This is a genomic window from Streptomyces fractus (assembly GCF_049844455.1).
Lineage (GTDB): Bacteria > Actinomycetota > Actinomycetes > Streptomycetales > Streptomycetaceae > Streptomyces > Streptomyces fractus.
In genome coordinates this window covers 4,811,126-4,829,390 of the sequence record NZ_JBMYHI010000002.1, presented here as the reverse complement: position 1 = coordinate 4,829,390, position 18,265 = coordinate 4,811,126, and the positions used below count along the sequence as shown (strand labels likewise).

Annotated in this window: 13 protein-coding genes and 1 pseudogene; 5 read left to right on the top strand and 9 right to left on the bottom strand. The window is 71.2% G+C overall.

All coding sequences use genetic code 11. The annotated features are described in order from the left end of the window. Positions 1–49: 49 nt before the first annotated feature. A complete protein-coding gene (gene metG, locus ACP4E5_RS23890) occupies positions 50–1,657 on the top strand; it encodes a methionine--tRNA ligase (RefSeq protein ID WP_425831886.1) in 1,608 nt (535 codons plus the stop codon). Positions 1,658–1,714: 57 nt separating this feature from the next. On the opposite strand, the gene ACP4E5_RS23885 is transcribed toward metG, so the two are convergent. The 4 genes from ACP4E5_RS23885 to ACP4E5_RS23870 all read right to left on the bottom strand — a co-directional run bounded on the left by ACP4E5_RS23885 (position 1,715) and on the right by ACP4E5_RS23870 (position 5,534). After that, positions 1,715–2,305, bottom strand: a complete 591-nt coding sequence (locus ACP4E5_RS23885) for a Uma2 family endonuclease (protein WP_425831884.1) — start codon at positions 2,303–2,305, stop codon at positions 1,715–1,717. A 93-nt stretch (positions 2,306–2,398) separates the two neighbouring features. Further along, positions 2,399–3,079 carry a hypothetical protein gene (locus ACP4E5_RS23880; protein ID WP_425831882.1) on the bottom strand — a complete coding sequence of 227 codons (681 nt, stop codon included), beginning with the start codon at positions 3,077–3,079 and terminating at the stop codon, positions 2,399–2,401. 83 nt (positions 3,080–3,162) lie between these two features. Beyond that, entirely contained in the window at positions 3,163–4,596 is a 1,434-nt protein-coding gene (locus ACP4E5_RS23875) for an ABC transporter permease subunit (protein WP_425831880.1), read from the bottom strand. After that, the gene (locus ACP4E5_RS23870) at positions 4,593–5,534 is read right to left on the bottom strand and encodes an ABC transporter ATP-binding protein (protein WP_425831878.1); all 942 of its coding nucleotides are present in this window, start codon (positions 5,532–5,534) and stop codon (positions 4,593–4,595) included. The genes ACP4E5_RS23875 and ACP4E5_RS23870 overlap by 4 nt, the downstream gene beginning before the upstream one ends. Positions 5,535–5,655: 121 nt before the next feature. On the opposite strand from ACP4E5_RS23870, the gene ACP4E5_RS23865 reads away from it, so the two are divergent. The 3 genes from ACP4E5_RS23865 (at position 5,656) to ACP4E5_RS23855 (ending at position 8,817) form a co-directional block, all read left to right on the top strand. Beyond that, complete coding sequence (locus tag ACP4E5_RS23865) at positions 5,656–6,816, top strand: sensor histidine kinase (RefSeq protein ID WP_425831876.1); 1,161 nt, start codon at positions 5,656–5,658, stop codon at positions 6,814–6,816. After that, the gene (locus ACP4E5_RS23860; protein WP_425831874.1) at positions 6,813–7,484 is read left to right on the top strand and encodes a response regulator; all 672 of its coding nucleotides are present in this window, start codon (positions 6,813–6,815) and stop codon (positions 7,482–7,484) included. The genes ACP4E5_RS23865 and ACP4E5_RS23860 overlap by 4 nt, the downstream gene beginning before the upstream one ends. A gap of 82 nt (positions 7,485–7,566) precedes the next feature. After that, positions 7,567–8,817, top strand: a complete 1,251-nt coding sequence (locus ACP4E5_RS23855) for an IS30 family transposase (RefSeq protein WP_425831872.1) — start codon at positions 7,567–7,569, stop codon at positions 8,815–8,817. Positions 8,818–8,889: 72 nt separating this feature from the next. Here the strand turns inward: ACP4E5_RS23855 and aspS are convergent, their stop codons facing one another. Then, positions 8,890–10,656 (bottom strand): aspartate--tRNA ligase, encoded by a 1,767-nt coding sequence (gene aspS / locus ACP4E5_RS23850; protein ID WP_425831870.1) that lies wholly within the window; start codon positions 10,654–10,656, stop codon positions 8,890–8,892. 284 nt (positions 10,657–10,940) lie between these two features. Between aspS and ACP4E5_RS23845 the strand changes: the two are divergent. Continuing rightward, positions 10,941–13,052, top strand: a pseudogene (locus ACP4E5_RS23845) (ATP-binding SpoIIE family protein phosphatase); the annotation flags it as partial. Here the strand turns inward: ACP4E5_RS23845 and ACP4E5_RS23840 are convergent. From ACP4E5_RS23840 to ACP4E5_RS23825, 4 genes are all read right to left on the bottom strand, one after another. Continuing rightward, on the bottom strand, positions 13,031–14,182 hold the full coding sequence (locus tag ACP4E5_RS23840; RefSeq protein WP_425831868.1) for an AI-2E family transporter: 1,152 nt from the start codon (positions 14,180–14,182) through the stop codon (positions 13,031–13,033). The pseudogene ACP4E5_RS23845 and the gene ACP4E5_RS23840 sit on opposite strands and share 22 nt — an antisense overlap. 82 nt (positions 14,183–14,264) lie before the next feature. Further along, the gene (locus ACP4E5_RS23835) at positions 14,265–15,233 is read right to left on the bottom strand and encodes a pirin family protein (protein WP_425831866.1); all 969 of its coding nucleotides are present in this window, start codon (positions 15,231–15,233) and stop codon (positions 14,265–14,267) included. A 167-nt stretch (positions 15,234–15,400) separates the two neighbouring features. Next, positions 15,401–17,530: a lectin-like domain-containing protein gene (locus ACP4E5_RS23830; protein ID WP_425831864.1), complete on the bottom strand. Its 2,130-nt coding sequence runs from the start codon at positions 17,528–17,530 to the stop codon at positions 15,401–15,403. A gap of 157 nt (positions 17,531–17,687) precedes the next feature. Further along, on the bottom strand, positions 17,688–18,146 hold the full coding sequence (locus tag ACP4E5_RS23825; protein ID WP_266711827.1) for an SseB family protein: 459 nt from the start codon (positions 18,144–18,146) through the stop codon (positions 17,688–17,690). Positions 18,147–18,265 lie beyond the last annotated feature (119 nt).

Here is an 18,265-nt window from a genome sequence, read left to right as displayed (position 1 = left end):
CCCGAAACACGTGTGAACCAGCCCCGATCGGGCCAGTAGGATTTCGACCATGGCGGCCACTGGAACCGAGAAGCAGGGTGCGAAGACGTACTACGTCTCCACCCCGATCTATTACGTAAACGACGCTCCTCACCTGGGCCACGCCTACACGACCGTTGCAGGGGACGTGCTCACGCGCTGGCACCGTCAGCGCGGCGAGAAGGTGTGGTACCTCACCGGCACGGACGAGCACGGTCAGAAGATCATGCGCACTGCCGAGGCGAACAACGTCACGCCCCAGGAGTGGTGCGACAAGCTCGTCGAGGAGGCCTGGAAGCCCCTCTGGGAGCACCTGAACATCGCGAACGACGACTTCATCCGTACGACGGAGAAGCGTCACACGGACCGCGTGCAGGAGTTCGTCCAGGATCTCTACGACAAGGGCGAGATCTACAAGGGCGGCTATGAGGGCCCGTACTGCGTCGGATGCGAAGAGTACAAGCTCCCCGGCGACCTCATCGAGGACGAGGACGGCACGAAGCTGTGCCCGATCCACAAGAAGCCGGTGGAGATCCTCAAGGAGGAGAACTACTTCTTCAAGCTGAGCGAGTACACCGACAAGCTCCTCGCGCACTACGAGGCGAACCCTGGCTTCATCCAGCCGGAGTCGGCGCGCAACGAGGTCGTGAACTTCGTCAAGCAGGGGCTTCAGGACCTCTCCATCTCCCGCTCGACCTTCGACTGGGGTGTCCCGGTCCCCTGGGACGACAAGCACGTGATCTACGTGTGGGTCGACGCGCTGCTCAACTACGCGACGGCGGTCGGCTACGGCGCGAACCAGGAGAAGTTCGAGGAGACGTTCCCCGCGAACGTGCACCTCGTCGGCAAGGACATTCTCCGCTTCCACGCGGTGATCTGGCCCGCGATGCTGCTCGCGCAGGGCCTGCCGGTGCCGGGCAAGGTCGCGGCCAACGGCTGGCTGATGGTCGGCGGCGAGAAGATGTCGAAGTCGAACCTGACCGGCATCAAGCCGCAGGACCTGACCTCGCACTTCGGCGTCGACGCCTACCGCTGGTACTTCCTGCGCGCGATCTCCTTCGGCAGCGACGGCTCGTTCTCGTGGGAGGACTTCTCCGCCCGCTACACCAGTGAACTGGCCAACGACTACGGCAACCTCGCCTCGCGCGTGGCCGCCATGGTCGGCAAGTACTTCGGCGGCGCACTGCCCGAGGCCACGGCCGCGGGCGAGGCCGAGCGGGCCATCCAGGAGGGCCTGGCCAAGGCGGTCGCCGAGGCCGACCAGAAGATCGGCGACGAGCTGGACTTCCAGAGCGGCATCCTGTCGATCTTCGACTTCGTGAAGCAGGTCAACGGCTACATCACGGAACAGGAGCCCTGGAAGGTCGCCAAGGACGACTCTCCCGAGGGCAAGGCCCGCCTCGCGACCATCCTCTACACGGCGGCCGAATCGCTGCGCGCGGTCGCGGTGCTGCTCAACGCGGTGATGCCGGAGACGTCCGCCAAGCTGTGGGACTCCCTGGGCGCCGAGCCCTCCCTGGGCGCGCTTGCGGACCAGAAGGTCCAGGACGCCGGCACCTGGGGCCAGCTGCCTGCTGGTGCCACGGTGACCAAGGGCGCGGTGCTCTTCCCGCGCCTGGAGGAGAAGTCGGCGGCGTAACGAGACGCTGTACGAAGGGCCCGGAACCGACCCCCGGTTCCGGGCCCTTCGCGCTGCTCAGCCCGCCCACTCCTTGAGCGGCTCGGTGTCCAGCTCGATGCCGACGGGGTCGGGAAGCGTCACGGTCTTACCGAACGGCACGGTCGCAAGCTGCTCGTACCGCACCCCGTCCGGCTGCGAGTGCACCTTGACCTCGCAGCTGTCCCGGTCGATCAGCAGATACACGGGGATCTCGGACTCGGCGTAGGCGCGGGGCTTCTCGACCCGGTCCCGCTGGTTGGTGTCACGGTCGGCGGAGGTCACCTCGACAACCATCAGGACGCCGTCGGTGGAGGCCCACTCGCCCTGGCCGACGAACCCGTCGATCGGGACGAGCGCCCCGTCCGGGCGGGCATTGCCGTTGCGATACGTCTCCACGCGCAGGCCCTGCTCCGGATAGAGCCACCAGCCGCTGTCGGACTGGATGCACAGCCGCGTCAACCACGCGATGATCCGCCCGTGATCCCCGTCCGGCATGCCCTTGACCCCCAGTTTTCCGCCAATGAACTCCAGCCTCAGCGCCTCGTTCGTCCGTATGGCGTGGCGGGCCATCTCCTCGAAGTCCTCCTGGCTCAGCACCACAGCGGACCGCTCCTCTACGAGACTCATGACGGCCTCCCCAACCTCGTCAGCGTGGATCAGGTACGCGTTCCACAGTACGGGCCGCCACTGACAGTGACACTCGGATCACGCGTCCCGCGATCACGCATCCCGCCATCTCAGCGCTCCCCACCCCACCACCAGCGCCCCGCCCGCGTACGCGGCGAGGACGGCGATGCCGGTCCACGGCGCGAGCGGCGCCGTGCCCTGGCCGCCCGCCGTCGTCTGCACCGCCAGGCCCGCCGTCATCGGGGAGAACTTCTGGACCCGGTGCAGCACGTGCTCCGGCATCGTGATGATCAGCGTGGCCAGGTAGGGCCCGTACAGCAGCGCCATCACCGCCCCAACGGCCGCCGCCGCGTGCCGCATCACCAGCGCCACCCCGACGCTCAGCAGCGCGACGAGCAGCAGGTAGACGACCGTGCCGAGCGTCGCCCGCCACAACTGGCCGGACGAGAACGGGAGTTGAGGGACGTCCGCGAGCACCGCGCGGCCCGCCACCACCGAGCCGAGGACCGCGGGGAGCGACGCAGCCAGGACCGCCCCCGCGACCACCGCCGTCTTCGCCCCGAACACCGTCGTGCGCCGCGGGTTCGCCGCCAGGGTCGTACGGATCATGCGCGGGTACTCGGACGAGACCACGGCGACCGCGACGAGCGCGGCCGCCGTCTGCGCCAGGTACACCCCGGACAGGGACAGCGCGGTCGGCGCGAGCACCCCCGACTGGCCCCTGCCCGCGCTCGCCGCCATCAGCGCGGTGAACGCGACCATCACCCCGGTCACGGACACCACCGTCCACAACTGCCCGGGAACGGTACGGAGTTTGGTCCATTCCCCGTGCACAGCGCGCGCCGCCCCCGCCGCCGTCATACGTCCCGCCCGGTCAGCCGCCACCGCGCCGCGCCGAGCACCACGGCCACGTACAGGCAGAGCACCCCGAAGCCCGCCCACGGTGTGATGACGGTGTCGAGGAGCCGGCGGGTCTGCTGGATCGCGAGGCCGGCCGTCGGGGTGGCGCGGCCGACGAAGTCGCTGAAGCCGATGGACGTGCTCTGCGCGACGATCGGCAGCACGAGGAACGTCACGATCATCAGGACGACGGCCGGCACCGCGCGCCGCAGCACCGCCCCGACGCCCAGGCTCAGCACGGCGGCCAGCGCGAGGAACGCCGCGCTGCCGACGATCGCCCGCATCGTCGCCGGGTCGGTGAGGGAGAGCTCGGGGAAGAGCGGCGGGGCGAAGCCGTTGTCGCGCAGGGCGGGGCGGGCGACGAGGAACTCCGCCACGCTCGCGACCAGGCCCACGACGAACACCGTCGCGCCGAGGACCAGCGCCTTCGCGGCGAGCACCCGTCCGCGCCGCGGGCTCGCGGTGAACGTGGTGCGTACGGTCCCCGTCTTGTACTCGGACGTGATGAACAGGACGCCGAGCGCGATCACCGCGATGGTCGCGATCTGGATGCCGTCGTCGAGCGCCATCTTGACCAGGTCGGGCTGTCCGCCGAGCTGTCCGACGCCACCCATGCCGAGGCCGCCCAGATCACCGCTGCCGGTGAGCGTGAAGGTGCCGGCGTGCTCGCGGTAGGGCTTCGGGGCGGCGACGGGGTCGGCCATCTCGCCCTTCTTCACGGCCTGTTGGATGTCCGTCTGCCGCCAGCCCGCGTCGGCCCGCGCGGGGAAGGCGACGTGGTCGAAGACGGCCCTGCCGAGCGTGGCCACGGGGTGCATGCGCACATCGCCGGGGCCGGTGCGCTCCTCCTTGCCGTCGATCGGCGACGTGACGAAGAGGCCCGCCTCGGCGGTAGCGGGCAGGTGGGCGACGGTGAGCGTGCCGACCTTGTGCCAGGCCCGGCCGTCGGCAGACTCGTAGCCGGTGACCCGGTCCCCGGCCCGGACGAGCCGCAGCCAGCGCGGGGCGTCCGCGCTCCCGGAGCCGGTCAGTTCGTGCGTGCCGTCGGCCATCATCCGCACGCCGTGCTCCGGCGTCACCATCAGGGCGGTGTACGAGGATCCGCTCGCGGTGCCTTCCTTCAGGAGCAGGCCCGCCTTCGCCCAGTCCGCGCTGTTCTTCTGCGCGGCGACACGCACGGTGAAGGTGCCGTCGCCCGCGGCGGGCCGGTGCACGAAGGTCGAGCTGTCGGACTTCTTCGGGCCGCCGTAGCCGAACTGGCTGCCGTTCGCCGACGCGACGGTCAGCAGCACGCTCAGCACGAGGAGGGCCAGCAGGGCGAGAGGCGTGCTGCGGACGCTGCGCAGCTTGGTCCACTCGGCGCGCACGGCACGGACCATCGGCGACCTCATGACGACGCCTCCTGCGCGCTCGGTCCGGTAGCGGTGAACTCCGAGGCCCCGCCGGTGAGTTCCATGTACGCCTCTTCCAACGTGGCCCGGTGCCGGGACAGTTCGGAGAACGGGATGCCGTGCGCGCCGAGCCGGGCGACGACCTCCTCGGCGGTCAGACCGGTGACGGTGAGCGCGTCGGGCCCGGTCACGGCGACGGTGGCGTCGGCGCCCGCGAGCACCGCCATGGCTTCGGCGCGGTGGCCGGTGTGCAGGGCGACGCGTTCGCCGGACGCCTCGTCGAGCAGCGCGGCGACGTCGGTGTCGGCGAGCAGCCGCCCCCGGCCGATCACGATGACGTGGTCCGCGGTGTCCTGCAACTCGCTCATCAGGTGCGACGAGACGAGGACCGTACGTCCTTCTGCCGCAAGGGACTTGAGGAAGCGCCTGATCCACTGGATGCCCTCGGGGTCGAGTCCGTTGACCGGCTCGTCGAGGATCAGCACGGGCGGATCGCCCAGCAGCGCGGCCGCGATGCCGAGCCGCTGGCGCATCCCGAGGGAGAAGCCGCCCGCGCGCTTCTTCGCGGCGGAGGCGAGGCCGACCTGGTCGAGGACGAGGTCGACGCGGCGGCTCGACAGCCCGTTGTAGTGGGCGAGCCACAGCAGATGGTCGCGGGCCCGGCGGCCCGGGTGCAGCGCCTCGCAGTCGAGCAGGGCGCCGACCGTGGACAGCGGGTCGGCGAGCCGGGTGTAGTCCTGCCCGCCGATGAGCGCGGCGCCGCTGTCGGGCCGGTCGAGCCCGAGCATCATGCGCAGCGTCGTCGACTTCCCGGCCCCGTTGGGTCCGACGAAGCCGGTCACCCGCCCCGCCTCGACGGTGAAGCTGAGGTCGTCCACGGCCATGGTGGCCCCGTACCGCTTGCACAGCCCGCGGGCCTCGATCGTCATATCCGTCATGCCCGTTGACGTTAGGGACCGGGCGGCGCGGCGGCGTCCCGCCCGGGCGTGGTCTCCCGGCCGGGACGCTCCCCCCGCAGGGGGACGCCGCCCGCGCGGGCAGGCGCCGATAATGACCGCCATGACCTGGACCTGGACCGCGGCGCGGGCGGGGGTGCGGCGCGCGGCGACCGCACGCGACCTGCCGCTGCTCGCCGCCACGGCCCTGGCGCTCGTCGCGCTCGGCGAGGTCACCGGGCAGGGCCGCGACCCGGTCCCCGAACTCCCCGGCCTGCTCGCACTGGCGCTAGGCGCGACCGTCCCCCTCGCCTTCGTCCGCCCCCAACTCCTCCTCACCGCCACGGCCCTCACCGCGGCCGCGCTGCTCGCCCCCCTCACGTACGGCCAGACGCTGTACGCGGGCCTGCCCGCGCTCGCCGCCGCCCTGTACCTGGTGGGGCTGCGGCAGCCGGGCCGCACCGCCGTCCTGTTCGCCGTGCCCTTCACCGCGTACGCGCTCACGGACGACGCCGGGCCCTACGGCGTCGTCCTCCTCGCGGGCGCGGCGGCCGCGCTCACCGCGGGCGGCGCCCGGCGCGCGCAGGCCGAGGCGGCCCGCCGTTCCGCCGCCGACTGGGCGTACGCGGACACGGCCCTCGCCCATGCCGCGCTCGGCGAACGGGCGCGTATCGCAAGGGAGTTGCACGACATCGTGGCCCACCACATCTCGACCATCTCGGTGCAGGCGGAGACGGCCCGCTACACGACGCCCGGACTGTCGGACGAGGGCGCCGAGAAGTTCCTGGCGATCGGCGACACCGCCCGGCTCGCCCTCACCGAGATGCGCCGGCTGCTGGGCGTGCTGCGTGAGGACGCCCCCGCCGAGGCCGCGCGGGCCGCGCCCCGCTCGCCCCAGCCGGGCCTCGACCAGCTCGTCGCCCTCGTCGACGAGGCCCGCGCCGCGAGTAGCACCGCCGTCCGTCTCATCGTCCGCGGCCACGTCACCGCCCTCGCCCCGGGTCTGGAACTCACCGCGTACCGCATCGTCCAGGAAGCCCTGACCAACGCCCGCAGGCACGCGCCTGGCGTCGCCGTGGACGTCGAACTGCACTACAGGGAGAGCGAGTTGGCGATACGCGTACGGGACTGCGGCCCCGGCACGGGACCCGGCGAGCCGGGCCACGGGCTGCTCGGCATGCGCGAACGCATCGCGATGGCGGGCGGCACCCTGCACGCGGGCCCGGCCCCGGCCGGCGGCTTCCTGGTCGACGCGGTCCTGCCCGTACGGGCCCCCGCCTCATGAGCGACGCCATCCGCATCGTCGTCGCCGACGACCAGGACGTCGTACGGGCGGGATTCGGCGCGCTCCTCGACAGCCAGCAGGACTTCACGGTGGTCGGCAGCGCGCCCGGCGGCGCCGAAGCGGTCCGCGTCTGCCGCGAGGTCCGCCCCGACCTCGTCCTGATGGACGTCCGCATGCCCGGCGTGGACGGCATCGAGGCCACCCGCCGCATCGGCCGCGAGCTGCCGGACACCCGCATCGTGATGCTGACGACCTTCGACCTCGACGAGTACGTGTACGACGCCCTCGCCGCCGGGGCCAGCGGCTTCCTGCTCAAGGACATGCAGGCCGAGCGGCTCTTCGAGGCGGTGCGGGTGGTGGCCGCGGGCGAGGCGCTGCTCGCGCCGACGGTCACCCGGCGGCTGATCGCGGAGTTCGCCCGCCTGCGCCCGCGGGCCGTGCCCCAACAGGCCTGCGCCGTCGACGCGTTGACCCCGCGCGAGCGCGAGGTGCTGCGGCTGATCGCGGAGGGCCTGTCCAATCAGGAGATCGCCGGGCGGCTGGTCGTCGGCGGGGAGACCGTGAAGACGCATGTCAGCCGGGTGCTCGCCAAGCTGGGCGTGCGCGACCGGGCGCAGGCCGTGGTGGCGGCGTACGAGTCGGGGCTCGTGGTGCCGCGGTCCGGCTGAGCACTCGGCGCGGGAACGCGTGAGGGCCCGGGGTCGACCTTGAGTTCTAGTGGTCGTCGCAACATCCCACTTCAGGGGTGCGATGGACTTCAAGATCCGGAAGGACCGGAAACCGCAAGGCCCGAGGAAGTTGGCTCGGGAGCGGGAGCAATACCTTCTGCTTGTGGATCAAGGAATTCCCTACGAGGACGCCTGCCGGATCGTCGGCATCAACTCGAAGACCGGCAGGCGATGGCGTAACGGCCGCAGCGCCGACCGCCACCACAAAGCGGCACCACCCATCAGTGGGGTGGTGCCGCCTCACCTCGTTCCCCTAGCCGAGGGGCCGGCCGGTCCCTCGCGCTACCTGCGCGAGGCAGACCGCATCCACATAGCCGACCGGCTGCGCGAGAAGGCGGCCGTCCGGACGATCGCGGCCGAGCTGGGCCGCAGCCCGTCAACCATCAGCCGGGAGATCCGCCGAAACCGGACCGTCCTGGCCGACGGCCGCTGGTACTACCGGCCGCACGCTGCCCAGCGCCGGGCGGATAAGCGCCGGTCAAGGCCCAAGGCCACCAGGATCGCGATGAACCCCGAGCTGCGGGACTTCATCCAGGAACACCTGGCCCTGCGCTGGAGCCCGGAGCAGATCTGCCACGCTCTGCGCAGACGGTTCCCCGACCGGCCGGAGATGCACGTGGTCCACGAAACGGTCTACCAAGCCCTCTACGTCCAAGGCCGCGGCGAACTCCGCCGCGAGCTGACCCGCGCACTGCGGACCGGACGCGCCGTCCGTAAGCCCCATCGCCACTCCGCCCGCCGCAGACAGCGATTCCCGCACCCCATGGTGATGATCAGCGAACGGCCCGCCGAAGTGACCGACCGAGCCGTCCCTGGCCACTGGGAGGGTGATCTCATCGTCGGCAGCAACTCCCGCTCCGCCATCGCCACGCTCGTCGAACGCAGCACCCGCTACCTCATGCTCGTCCACCTGCCGAACGGCTACGCGGCATCGGCCGTCCGCCAGGCGCTGGCCGATACCGTCCAAACTCTGCCGCCCCACCTGAAGCGATCCCTGACCTGGGACCAAGGCACCGAGATGGCCGCCCACCACGCCTTCAGCCTCGCCACCGACATCCCGGTCTACTTCTGTGATCCGGGCAGCCCCTGGCAACGCGGATCGAACGAAAACACCAACGGCCTGCTGCGGCAGTACTTCCCCAAAGGAACCGACCTGTCCCGGCACAGCCGGGACGACCTCGCCGCCGTGGCCGCCGAACTCAACAGCCGACCACGCAAAACGCTCGACTGGGAAACCCCAGCCGAGCGCCTGCATAACCTACTCACAACCTGATCAACACGACCGAGTGTTGCAACGACCCCTGGAAACCGCCGACGACCCCGGGCCCTCACGTCGTGCGGTGAGCTACTTCTTCTCGACCGGCTTGCGCAGCTGGATGTTGAGCTCGCGCAGGCGCGACTCGTCCAGCTCGGTGGGCGCGCCCATCATCAGGTCCTGCGCGTTGCCGTTCAGCGGGAACGCGATGGTCTCCCGGATGTTCGGCTCGTCGGCGAGGAGCATGACGATGCGGTCGACGCCCGGGGCGATCCCGCCGTGCGGCGGGGCGCCGAAGCGGAACGCGCGGAGCATGCCCGCGAACTCGTGCTCGACGGTGTCACGGTCGTAGCCCGCGATCTCGAAGGCCTTGAGCATGATCTCGGGCTCGTGGTTCCGGATCGCGCCGGAGGACAGCTCCGTGCCGTTGCAGACGATGTCGTACTGCCACGCCAGGATGTCCAGCGGGTCCTTCTCCTCCAGGTCCTTCATGCCGCCCTGCGGCATGGAGAACGGGTTGTGGGAGAAGTCGATCTTGCCGGTCTCCTCGTCCTTCTCGTACATCGGGAAGTCGACGATCCAGCAGAAGCGGAAGACGCCCTCCTCGAAGTGGCCCGCGCGCTTGGCGGCCTCGACGCGGACCGCGCCCATGATCTTCGAGACCTCGTCGAACTCGCCCGCGCCGAAGAACACGGCGTGGCCGGCCTTGAGGCCGAGGCGCTCGGTGAGGACCTTGACGTTCTCCTCGGTGAGGAACTTCGCGATCGGGCCCGCGAACGTGCCGTCCTCGCCCACGCGGATCCAGGCCAGGCCCTTCGCGCCCTGCTCGACCGCGTAGTCACCGAGGCCGTCGAAGAACTTGCGGGACTGCGAGGCGGTGTCCGGGACGGGCAGCGCGCGCACGTGCCTGCCGGCGAACGCCTTGAACTCGGAGCCCTCGAACACGTCGGTGATGTCGACGAGTTCGAGCTTGGCGCGCAGGTCCGGCTTGTCGTTGCCGTACTTCAGCATCGACTCGCGGAACGGGATCCGCGGGAACGGGGACGTGACCTCGCGGCCGCCGCCGAACTCGGTGAAGATCTCCGTCATGAGCTTCTCGATCGGGCGGAAGACGTCTTCCTGCTCGACGAAGCTCATCTCGATGTCGAGCTGGTAGAACTCGCCGGGCGAGCGGTCCGCGCGCGCGTCCTCGTCGCGGAAGCACGGCGCGATCTGGAAGTAGCGGTCGAAGCCCGAGATCATCAGCAGCTGCTTGAACTGCTGCGGCGCCTGGGGGAGGGCGTAGAACTTGCCCGGGTTCAGGCGGGACGGGACGACGAAGTCACGCGCGCCCTCGGGGGAGGTGGCGGTGAGGATCGGCGTCGCCATCTCGTTGAAGCCGAGGTTGACCATCTTCGAGCGGATCGAGGCGATGACCTCGCTGCGCAGCATGATGTTGCGGTGCATGCGCTCGCGGCGCAGGTCCAGGAAGCGGTACTCCAGGCGGCGCTCCTCGCCCACGCCGTCGTCCTGGTTGATCTGGAACGGCAGCTGCTGGGCGCCGCCGAGCACCTCTACGGTGGCGGCCTCGATCTCGACGTCGCCGGTGGGCAGCTCCGGGTTGACGTTGTCGGCGCCGCGGGAGACGACCTTGCCGTCGACGCGGACGACCGTTTCCTTCGTCAGCTTGTCGAGGACCTCGGCGGCCTCGGTGCCGGGGCGGGCGACGAGCTGCGTGATGCCGTAGTGGTCGCGCAGATCGATGAAGAGGATGCCGCCCAGGTCTCGGCGATTGTGCAGCCAGCCGCTCAGCCGGACGTCGGAGCCGACGTCAGAGGCGCGGAGCTCGCCGCAGGTGTGGGACCTGTACCGATGCATCGTCGTTCATCCAGCCTTTGCGCTTGGGGTTCCCCGGGAGACAACCGGGATCCCCCCAAGCCTACCGGCCCCGCCTTGAGCACCCTGCCGCCCGCCGCCGCCTTGGGCAATCTGCCGCCAAGGGCGGCAGGGTGGGCAAGGCGGCACCCCGGCGCGGGCAGCGCCTTCGGACGGCCCCCACCCCGTCGCGGCCCGCCGTCAGCCCCGCCCCACCGCAACACCCCCACCCGCCCCGGCGAAGCCTCTGGTGGCCGCAATCGATCACCTCTTCCTAGAGTGGGGCAATGCGCACCGGTGACCTCCCTCCCGTGGGGGACGTCCTCGCCGCACTCGCGACCGGGCTGTGGCGATGGGACAACCGGGCGGGGCTCGTCACCTTCGACGCCGAGGCCGCCCGGCTGATCGGGCTGCCCACCGCCACCCCGGGCGAGCCGGTCACCATGACGGAGTCCGCCGTCCGCGCACGTTTCCACCCGGTCGACTGGAACGAGATAGACGGCATCGTGCAGCTCGCCGTCGCCGAGGGCACCCTCGCCGAGGCCCGGCTGCGCGTCATGGACGGGCAGGGCCATGTGCTGCGCACCGTACGCAGCCGCTCGAAGCCGATCGCGCACGGCGACGCACCGGACTCGTTCGAGCTGATCGGGACGCTCCAGGAGGTCACCGAGCCGCCGCCGGAGGCCGCCTCCCGCACCCCGGTGACCGGCGACTGGCGGCGCTCGCGCGAGGCGTTCCTGCTGGACGCGGGGCGGGCGCTCGCGGAGGCCGGGTCCACGGAGGAGGTGCTGCGGGTCGCCGCGGGGCTCTCCATGCCGGGGTTCTCTCCGGACGGCCTCGCGGTGTTCGGCCTGGCGGGCGACCGGCTCAACGTCATCGGGCACCACGGCCAGGAGGACGGCGACGAGGCCCCCTTCACCGATATGGACCTCGCCACGGACTATCCGGCCGCCGAGGTCGTCCGCACCGGGCGCGCGGTCTATCTGTCGTCGCCGGAGGAGTACCGCGCCCGCTACCCCGCGGCCTGGCCGCTGGCCGCCCGCTTCCAGCGCAAGTCGTGGGCGTTCCTGCCGCTGGTCGTCGCGGGCCGCACCATCGGCGCGTGGATGGCGGGCTTCACCTATCCGGTGTCGTTCACGCCCGACGAGCGCTCGGTGCTCACCACGGTCGCGCGGATGCTGGCGCAGGCCCTCTCCAGGGCCGGTGTCGCCGAGTCGGAGCGGGAGCTCACCGACGGCCTGCAGAAGACGATGCTGCCCTCGCTCGGCCCGGAGATCCCCGGCATGAGCATCGCTGCCCGCTACGTGCCGACCGGCGGCGGCCTCCAGGTCGGCGGCGACTGGTACGACATGATCCCGCTGCCGGGTGGGGGTATCGCGCTCGTCATCGGCGACGTCCAGGGGCATGACGTGCGCGCGGCAGGGCTGATGGGGCAGCTCCGGGTCGCCCTGCGCGCGTACGCCTCGGAGGGGCACCGGCCGGACGCCGTGCTCTCCCGCGCCTCCCGCTTCCTGCACGGCATCGGCGACACCGACGAATCGGGCGCCGACCCGCGCTTCGCGACCTGTCTGTACGTCCAGGTCGACCCCGCCACCGGCGTCCTGGAGATCGCCCGCGCCGGGCACCCGGACCCCGCGATCCGGATGGCCGACGGCACCGTCCTCGTCCGCCCCACCGCGGGCGGGCTGCCGCTCGGGGTCGACCCGGACGCGGACTATCCGACGACCCGGCTCGCCCTCGAACCCGGCGAGACGCTGCTCATCTGCACGGACGGCCTGATCGAGACGGGCGGGCACGACCTGGACACCGGCTGGTCGCGGATCCGCGCGGCCCTGGAGGCCGGCCCGGACGACCGCCTGGAGGAGCTGGCCGACGCCCTGGTGCGGGCGGTGCACGGCCCCTCCTCGCACCACACGACGGGGCCGCTGGCGGACCGCCGCGAGGACGACATCGCGCTGTTGCTGCTGCGCCGCAGCATCCAGTCCGCCGCCGCCACCGTGACCCGGCGCACCGCGATGACCATCGCCCAGGCCGAGCCCGAGCGGATCGCGACGGCCCGCCAGCAGTTGCGCGAGCTGCTGCACGACTGGGCCGACACCGATCAGGTCGACTCGGCGGTGCTGCTCGTCTCCGAGATGGTCACCAACGTCCTGGTGCACACCGACGGGGACGCGCTCCTGGTCGCCGAGATGACCCGGCACGGCGCCGAACCGCGCCGGCTGCGCGTGGAGGTCGCGGACGCCTCCGACGACCTGCCCCACAGGCGGCGCCCCGGCGAACTGGCGTCATCGGGGCGGGGGTTGGTGCTCATGGAGCTGCTCGCCGACCGCTGGGGCGTGGACCCGCGGGGCGAGGGCAAGAGCATCTGGTTCGAGCTCTACGAACCTTCGGCGGCCGGGGAGGACCCGGTGGACCCGTCGGGCCCGGAGGACCCATTGGAACCGTCACCCGTTTCACGTGAAACGGGCGGGTCGTCGCCGCCGATGTCCACGGGCGCGTAACGCCTCCTCAGCTCCCCGAGGATGCCGAACGCGGCGGCCACCAGCGGCACCGCGAGCAGCATTCCGAGGATGCCGGCGACCGCCGCGCCCGCCGTGATCGCCAGCATCACCATCGCGGGGTGCATCTGGACGGTGCGCGACTGGATCATCGGCTGCAGGATGTGCCCCTCCAACTGCTGCACGGCGAGGATCACCCCGAGCGTCCACAGGGCGATGACCAGCCCCCGGTCGGCGAGCGCGACCAGCACGGCGACGGCCCCGGACAGCGTCGCGCCGAGGTAGGGGATGTACGCGCCGACGAAGACCAGCGCGCCGAGCCCGACCGCCCCCGGCACCTGAAGGATCAGCAGCCCGATGGTGATGCAGATGCCGTCGATGAGCGCGATGAACGTCGTGCCGCGCATGAAGCCGGAGATCGCCTCGAAGGCCCGCCGCCCCATGGCCTCGACGACCTCGGCGTGCTGCGGGGCGATCGCGCGCGCGAGCCCCGTGGCCCGGTCGGAGTCCTTGAGGAAGAAGAAGGTGAGCAGCAGCGCGAGCACGCTGGTGGCGAGCAGCGAGCCGAGTACGGAGAGCCCGGCGAGCACCCCGTTGGCCAGGTTGGAGCCCCACTTGCCGACCTGGTCCTTGGCCTTGTCGGCGACGTCTCCGATGTCGTCGGCGCCGACGATGCCGACGTGGTCCCTGAGCCAGTCCCCGGCCTGACGCAGCGAGTCGACGATCTGCTCGCCGGTGTCGATCAGCGCGGTGACGACGATGTACCCGGCGCCGCCGACCACGGCGACGAGCGCGACGCAGGTGAGGATCGCGGCCAGCGCCCGCGGCAGCTTCAGCTTGGTGAGCCACTCGAAGACCGGTCCGAGCAGCGCGGTGCCGAGCAGCGCGAGCAGCACGGGCGTGACGGCCGACTGGAAGATGATGACCAGCGCGACCCCGACGGCGGCGACCCCCACGACGAGCAGGACGACGACGCACCAGGCGGCGAGGCGGCGGGCGGGATCGGGGAGGAGTGGCTTACCGGTCTGCACCCCGCCAGTTGATCATGCACGCGAACGCCCCGCCTCCCGGCCGGGTCCGGCCGAGTGACGGGGCGTCACTTCTGCTGGTGCATCAGCCGGTGTGCGGCAGACGCTCCTTGCTGGGGATGACGCCCAGGCGACCGGCCTGGAAGTCGTCGAAGGCCTGCTGGAGTTCGGCCTTGTTGTTCATCACGAACGGGCCGTAGTGCGCCATGGGCTCACGGATCGGCTGCCCGCCGAGGATGACCACTTCGAGGTCGGGGGTGTTCCCGTCCTGGGTCTCGTCGGCGCGCACGGTCAGGGACGAGCCCGCGCCGAAGACGGCGGTCTGTCCCGTGTGCACGGGGCGCCGGTCGGGGCCGACCGTGCCCTGGCCCGCGAGCACGTACACGAGGCCGTTGTAGTCCTCGCGCCAGGGCAGCGTCGCCTCTGCGCCCGGACGGACGGTGGCGTGCACCATCGTGATCGGGGTGTGCGTGATGCCGGGGCCCTCGTTGCCGTCCAGCTCACCGGCGATGACGCGGAGCAGCGCGCCGCCGTCGGCGGTCGTGAGCAGCTTGACCTGGCCACCACGGATGTCCTGGTAGCGCGGGTTCTTCATCTTGTCCTTGGCGGGCAGGTTGACCCACAGCTGGAGGCCGTGGAACAGCCCGCCGCTCATGACGAGCGACTCGGGCGGCGTCTCGATGTGCAGGAGGCCGCTGCCCGCCGTCATCCACTGGGTGTCGCCGTTGGTGATGGTGCCGCCACCGCCGTGCGAGTCCTGGTGGATGAAGGTGCCGTCGATGATGTACGTGACGGTCTCGAAGCCGCGGTGCGGGTGCCAAGGGGTGCCCTTGGGCTCGCCGGCCTCGTACTCCACCTCACCCATCTGGTCCATCATGATGAACGGGTCGAGGTGCTTGTAGTTGATCCCGGCGAACGCGCGGCGCACCGGGAAGCCCTCCCCTTCGAAACCGCTCGGCGCGGTCGTCACGGCGAGCACGGGGCGCGCCACGGCGTCCGCCGGCGCGGCCACACGGGGCAGGGTCAGCGGGTTCTCGACGGTCACAGCGGGCATGGCGGCCTCCTCGGGGTCTGCCATCAATTTAGTTGAACGGTGAACATCCTGCAAGTCGACGGATATTCCCGGTGGGGTTCCGGACATGCCACGGGCCCGGACGCTGGTGTCTTCGCGTCCGGGCCCGTGTGGGGTGCGGCGCCGTCAGAGCGCCACTGCGGCTCCGATCACGGCAGGTCCGCCGTGTCCTTCACCGAACAGCTCTTCTGGCAGTTGGCGTCGACGCCGTCGAGCGGCGGGTCGACGGTCACCTCGCTGACCAGCTCGTCCCGCTTCAGCGGACCCGACATCGTGTAGACGACCTCGCCGCCCGCGACGATGTCGGCGGTCGTCGACACCGGCACCTTCCCCTTCAGATCGCCGCACACGCTGGGCTTCCGGGCCTTGCAGGTCCAGGGCGTGCCCTTGACCAGCTCGGGTGCGGCCTGCTGGATCCGCACCCCCTTCGCGTCCGACGGGCCCTCGTTGCGCACGACGATCTCGTACGTCACGTCCTCGCCGGACTGGAGCACCTTCGGCGTGTGCCGGTGCTCCACGCTCAGGGCCGTGCGCCGCGAACCGGACACCTCCGCGCGGTCGGTGCAGCCGTTGCCGCACTTGTCGTCCGGGACGCCCGGCGCCGGCATCAGCCTGGCGTTCCCGGGGAGCGGCCCCGTCTCGTCGGAGGGCACGTCACCGGTGGCCTTGAACACCAGCTTCGCGTCGGCCGGCAGGGTGACCGGGGTGTCGAGCCCGGGCCCCTCCGGAGTGGCGGGGCACTCGGCGCCGCCGCTCGCCTCGCAGGTCCACTTGGGATCCTCCAGCACGTCCGGAACCTTCGCGGTCAGCGGGGCGTCCGTCGCCTTGCTGGGGCCGTGGTTGCCGACGGCGACGGTGTACGTGAGCGGCTTGCCCGCCACGTACGGGTCGGGGTTCGCCGACTCCTTCAGCCACAGGCCGCTCTTACGGCCGACGACGAGCTCGGGCTTCTCCACGTTGTTCGCCCGCAGCTCCTCGCCCGGCGTGTCCACGCGGACCTCCGCCGGGGCCGACGGCCCGGCGTCCTCGCCCGCGTCGACCGGCACCACGACGGGCGGGAACGCGTCTCCGGGCGGCAGCGCGTCGTCCTGCGAACCCGGCCGCGTACAGGTCAGTTCACGGTCCTCGACCTGGCAGTCCCAGCCGTCGCCTTTCGCCGACTTCGGGGTCAGGCCCGGCGGCAGCTTGGTCTTCAGGGTGACCGGCTGCTCGCTGCGGCCCGCGCCCGGCCTGTTCGCCACCGTCAGTTCGAGCTTGCCGGTGCCGCCCGCGACGAACTTCCCGGTGACCTTCGGGGTGACGTACAGGTCCGGCGGCAGCTTCTGGAAGCGGATGTCGCTGACCTCGTGGACGGCGGTGTGCGCTCCGGTGGCCGCGGCGAAGCCGAACTTCAGCGTCTTCGGCACATCGGGCTGCCCCGGGATCCGGTGCAGGTCGACCGGGCCGACCAGGCGCTGGTAGCCGGTGCCGTCATGGAAGTCCATCGTGACGGTGAGGACTCCGTCGGGGGTCAGCTCGACCCGCGCGCTGCGGCGCGCGGCGTCGCGCTTCTTGACCTTCTGCGTCGCCAGCTGCCTGACCCGCTTCGAGCCGGAGATGTACGGCGAGCCGATGTCCGTCGCGCCGCGCAGCGCAACGGTGTTGGGCCGGTTGCCCGGGCCGCCGACACCCCCGTACTTCGGGTTCGAGAAGTTGCCGTACTGGTCGAGGCCGAGGCCCAGGTAGCCGCCGGGGAGGTCCTTGTAGCCGAGGGCGCCGCCGAAGACGCCCCGCTTGCCCACCTTGGCCGCACCGTCGAGCAGGAAGAAGCTGATGCCGTCGGCGCCGAGCGCCGTGGCGGTGTCGTACTGGTACGAGTCGAAGGTGGCCGTGATGCCCGCGTCGGACGGGACCGCCTCGTCGTAGATCAGGTATCCGGCCTGGTACTTCTTCTTGTCGGTCAGCCGCAGCACCCCCTGCCCCTCCGCGTCACGGGTGCCCGAGGGGCAGGCGGCCAGCGGGCCCGGCCGGCCGCGCGCCGCGGTCAGACAGGAGTAGCCGTCGGCACCGTCGTGGACACCGGGCACGGCGGTCCAGGGGCCGGCGCCGAGGCTGTCGCGGCCGAAGTCCTCCGCCACGAGCGTGTTGACGGCCTCGCCGGCGGCCGGTGCCGGACGGTTCGCCGCGCCCGCGGGGGCCGGGGTCAGGAGCGGGGACGCGAGCGCCGTGGCGCCCGCCGCGAGCACGCAGACGCCCATCGCGACGCGCGCTCTCAGGCGGGCTGGAAGTGCGGGGACCATGAGTTCCTCTCGGAGGCAGAGCGGTGCACACTTTCTTGATCACTGGACGTAATCAAAAACTCACTAAATGTGACGCTATGCAACCAGAGAGCATCCAAGCGGGAAGATATTGCGCCGGTAGGAGTCAGAAGCCCCGGGCAACCAGCTGGTCAGCTGGTCAGCCGTACATGCGGCGCATCGCGAAGTCGACCATCTCCTCGACCGCCTTCGCGTCGAAGACCATCCGGTGCTCGCCCTCCATGTCGAGGACGAAGCCGTACCCGGTGGGCAGCAGGTCGATGACCTCGGCGCCGGTGATGACGAAGTACTTGGACTCCTTGCCCGCGTACCTGCGCAGCTCCTTGAGTGTGCTGAACATCGGGATCACCGGCTGCTGCGTGTTGTGCAGCGCGAGGAAGCCCGGGTTGTCCCCGCGCGGGCAGTAGACCTTCGACGAGGCGAAGATCTGCTGGAAGTCCTCGGCGGACATCGAGCCCGTGGTGAACGCGCGGACCGCGTCCGTGAGCGAGGGCGGCGACGGCTCCGGGTACAGCGGCGGAGCCTGCTGCCCGTACCCGCCCTGCGGCGGCGCGTACTGCTGCTGCCCGGCACCCGGGCTCTGGTCGTAGCCGTACATGAGGGAAAGACTACCGACGCCCGAGGGGGTGGCGGGACGAGAGCGCCGAGGCGCCTTGTTCGTCACAGATGCCCACTGGGGGTTGATTCTTATTACCCACGGGTAGCATTGTGGTGGTT

Coding starts and splice junctions, on each gene's coding strand:
- metG (WP_425831886.1), top strand. CDS start 50: ATGGCGGCCACTGGAACCGAGAAGCAGGGTGCGAAGACGTACTACGTC.
- ACP4E5_RS23885 (WP_425831884.1), bottom strand. CDS start 2,305: ATGAGTCTCGTAGAGGAGCGGTCCGCTGTGGTGCTGAGCCAGGAGGAC.
- ACP4E5_RS23875 (WP_425831880.1), bottom strand. CDS start 4,596: ATGAGGTCGCCGATGGTCCGTGCCGTGCGCGCCGAGTGGACCAAGCTG.
- ACP4E5_RS23870 (WP_425831878.1), bottom strand. CDS start 5,534: ATGACGGATATGACGATCGAGGCCCGCGGGCTGTGCAAGCGGTACGGG.
- ACP4E5_RS23865 (WP_425831876.1), top strand. CDS start 5,656: ATGACCTGGACCTGGACCGCGGCGCGGGCGGGGGTGCGGCGCGCGGCG.
- ACP4E5_RS23860 (WP_425831874.1), top strand. CDS start 6,813: ATGAGCGACGCCATCCGCATCGTCGTCGCCGACGACCAGGACGTCGTA.
- ACP4E5_RS23855 (WP_425831872.1), top strand. CDS start 7,567: ATGGACTTCAAGATCCGGAAGGACCGGAAACCGCAAGGCCCGAGGAAG.
- aspS (WP_425831870.1), bottom strand. CDS start 10,656: ATGCATCGGTACAGGTCCCACACCTGCGGCGAGCTCCGCGCCTCTGAC.
- ACP4E5_RS23835 (WP_425831866.1), bottom strand. CDS start 15,233: ATGCCCGCTGTGACCGTCGAGAACCCGCTGACCCTGCCCCGTGTGGCC.
- ACP4E5_RS23830 (WP_425831864.1), bottom strand. CDS start 17,530: ATGGTCCCCGCACTTCCAGCCCGCCTGAGAGCGCGCGTCGCGATGGGC.
- ACP4E5_RS23825 (WP_266711827.1), bottom strand. CDS start 18,146: ATGTACGGCTACGACCAGAGCCCGGGTGCCGGGCAGCAGCAGTACGCG.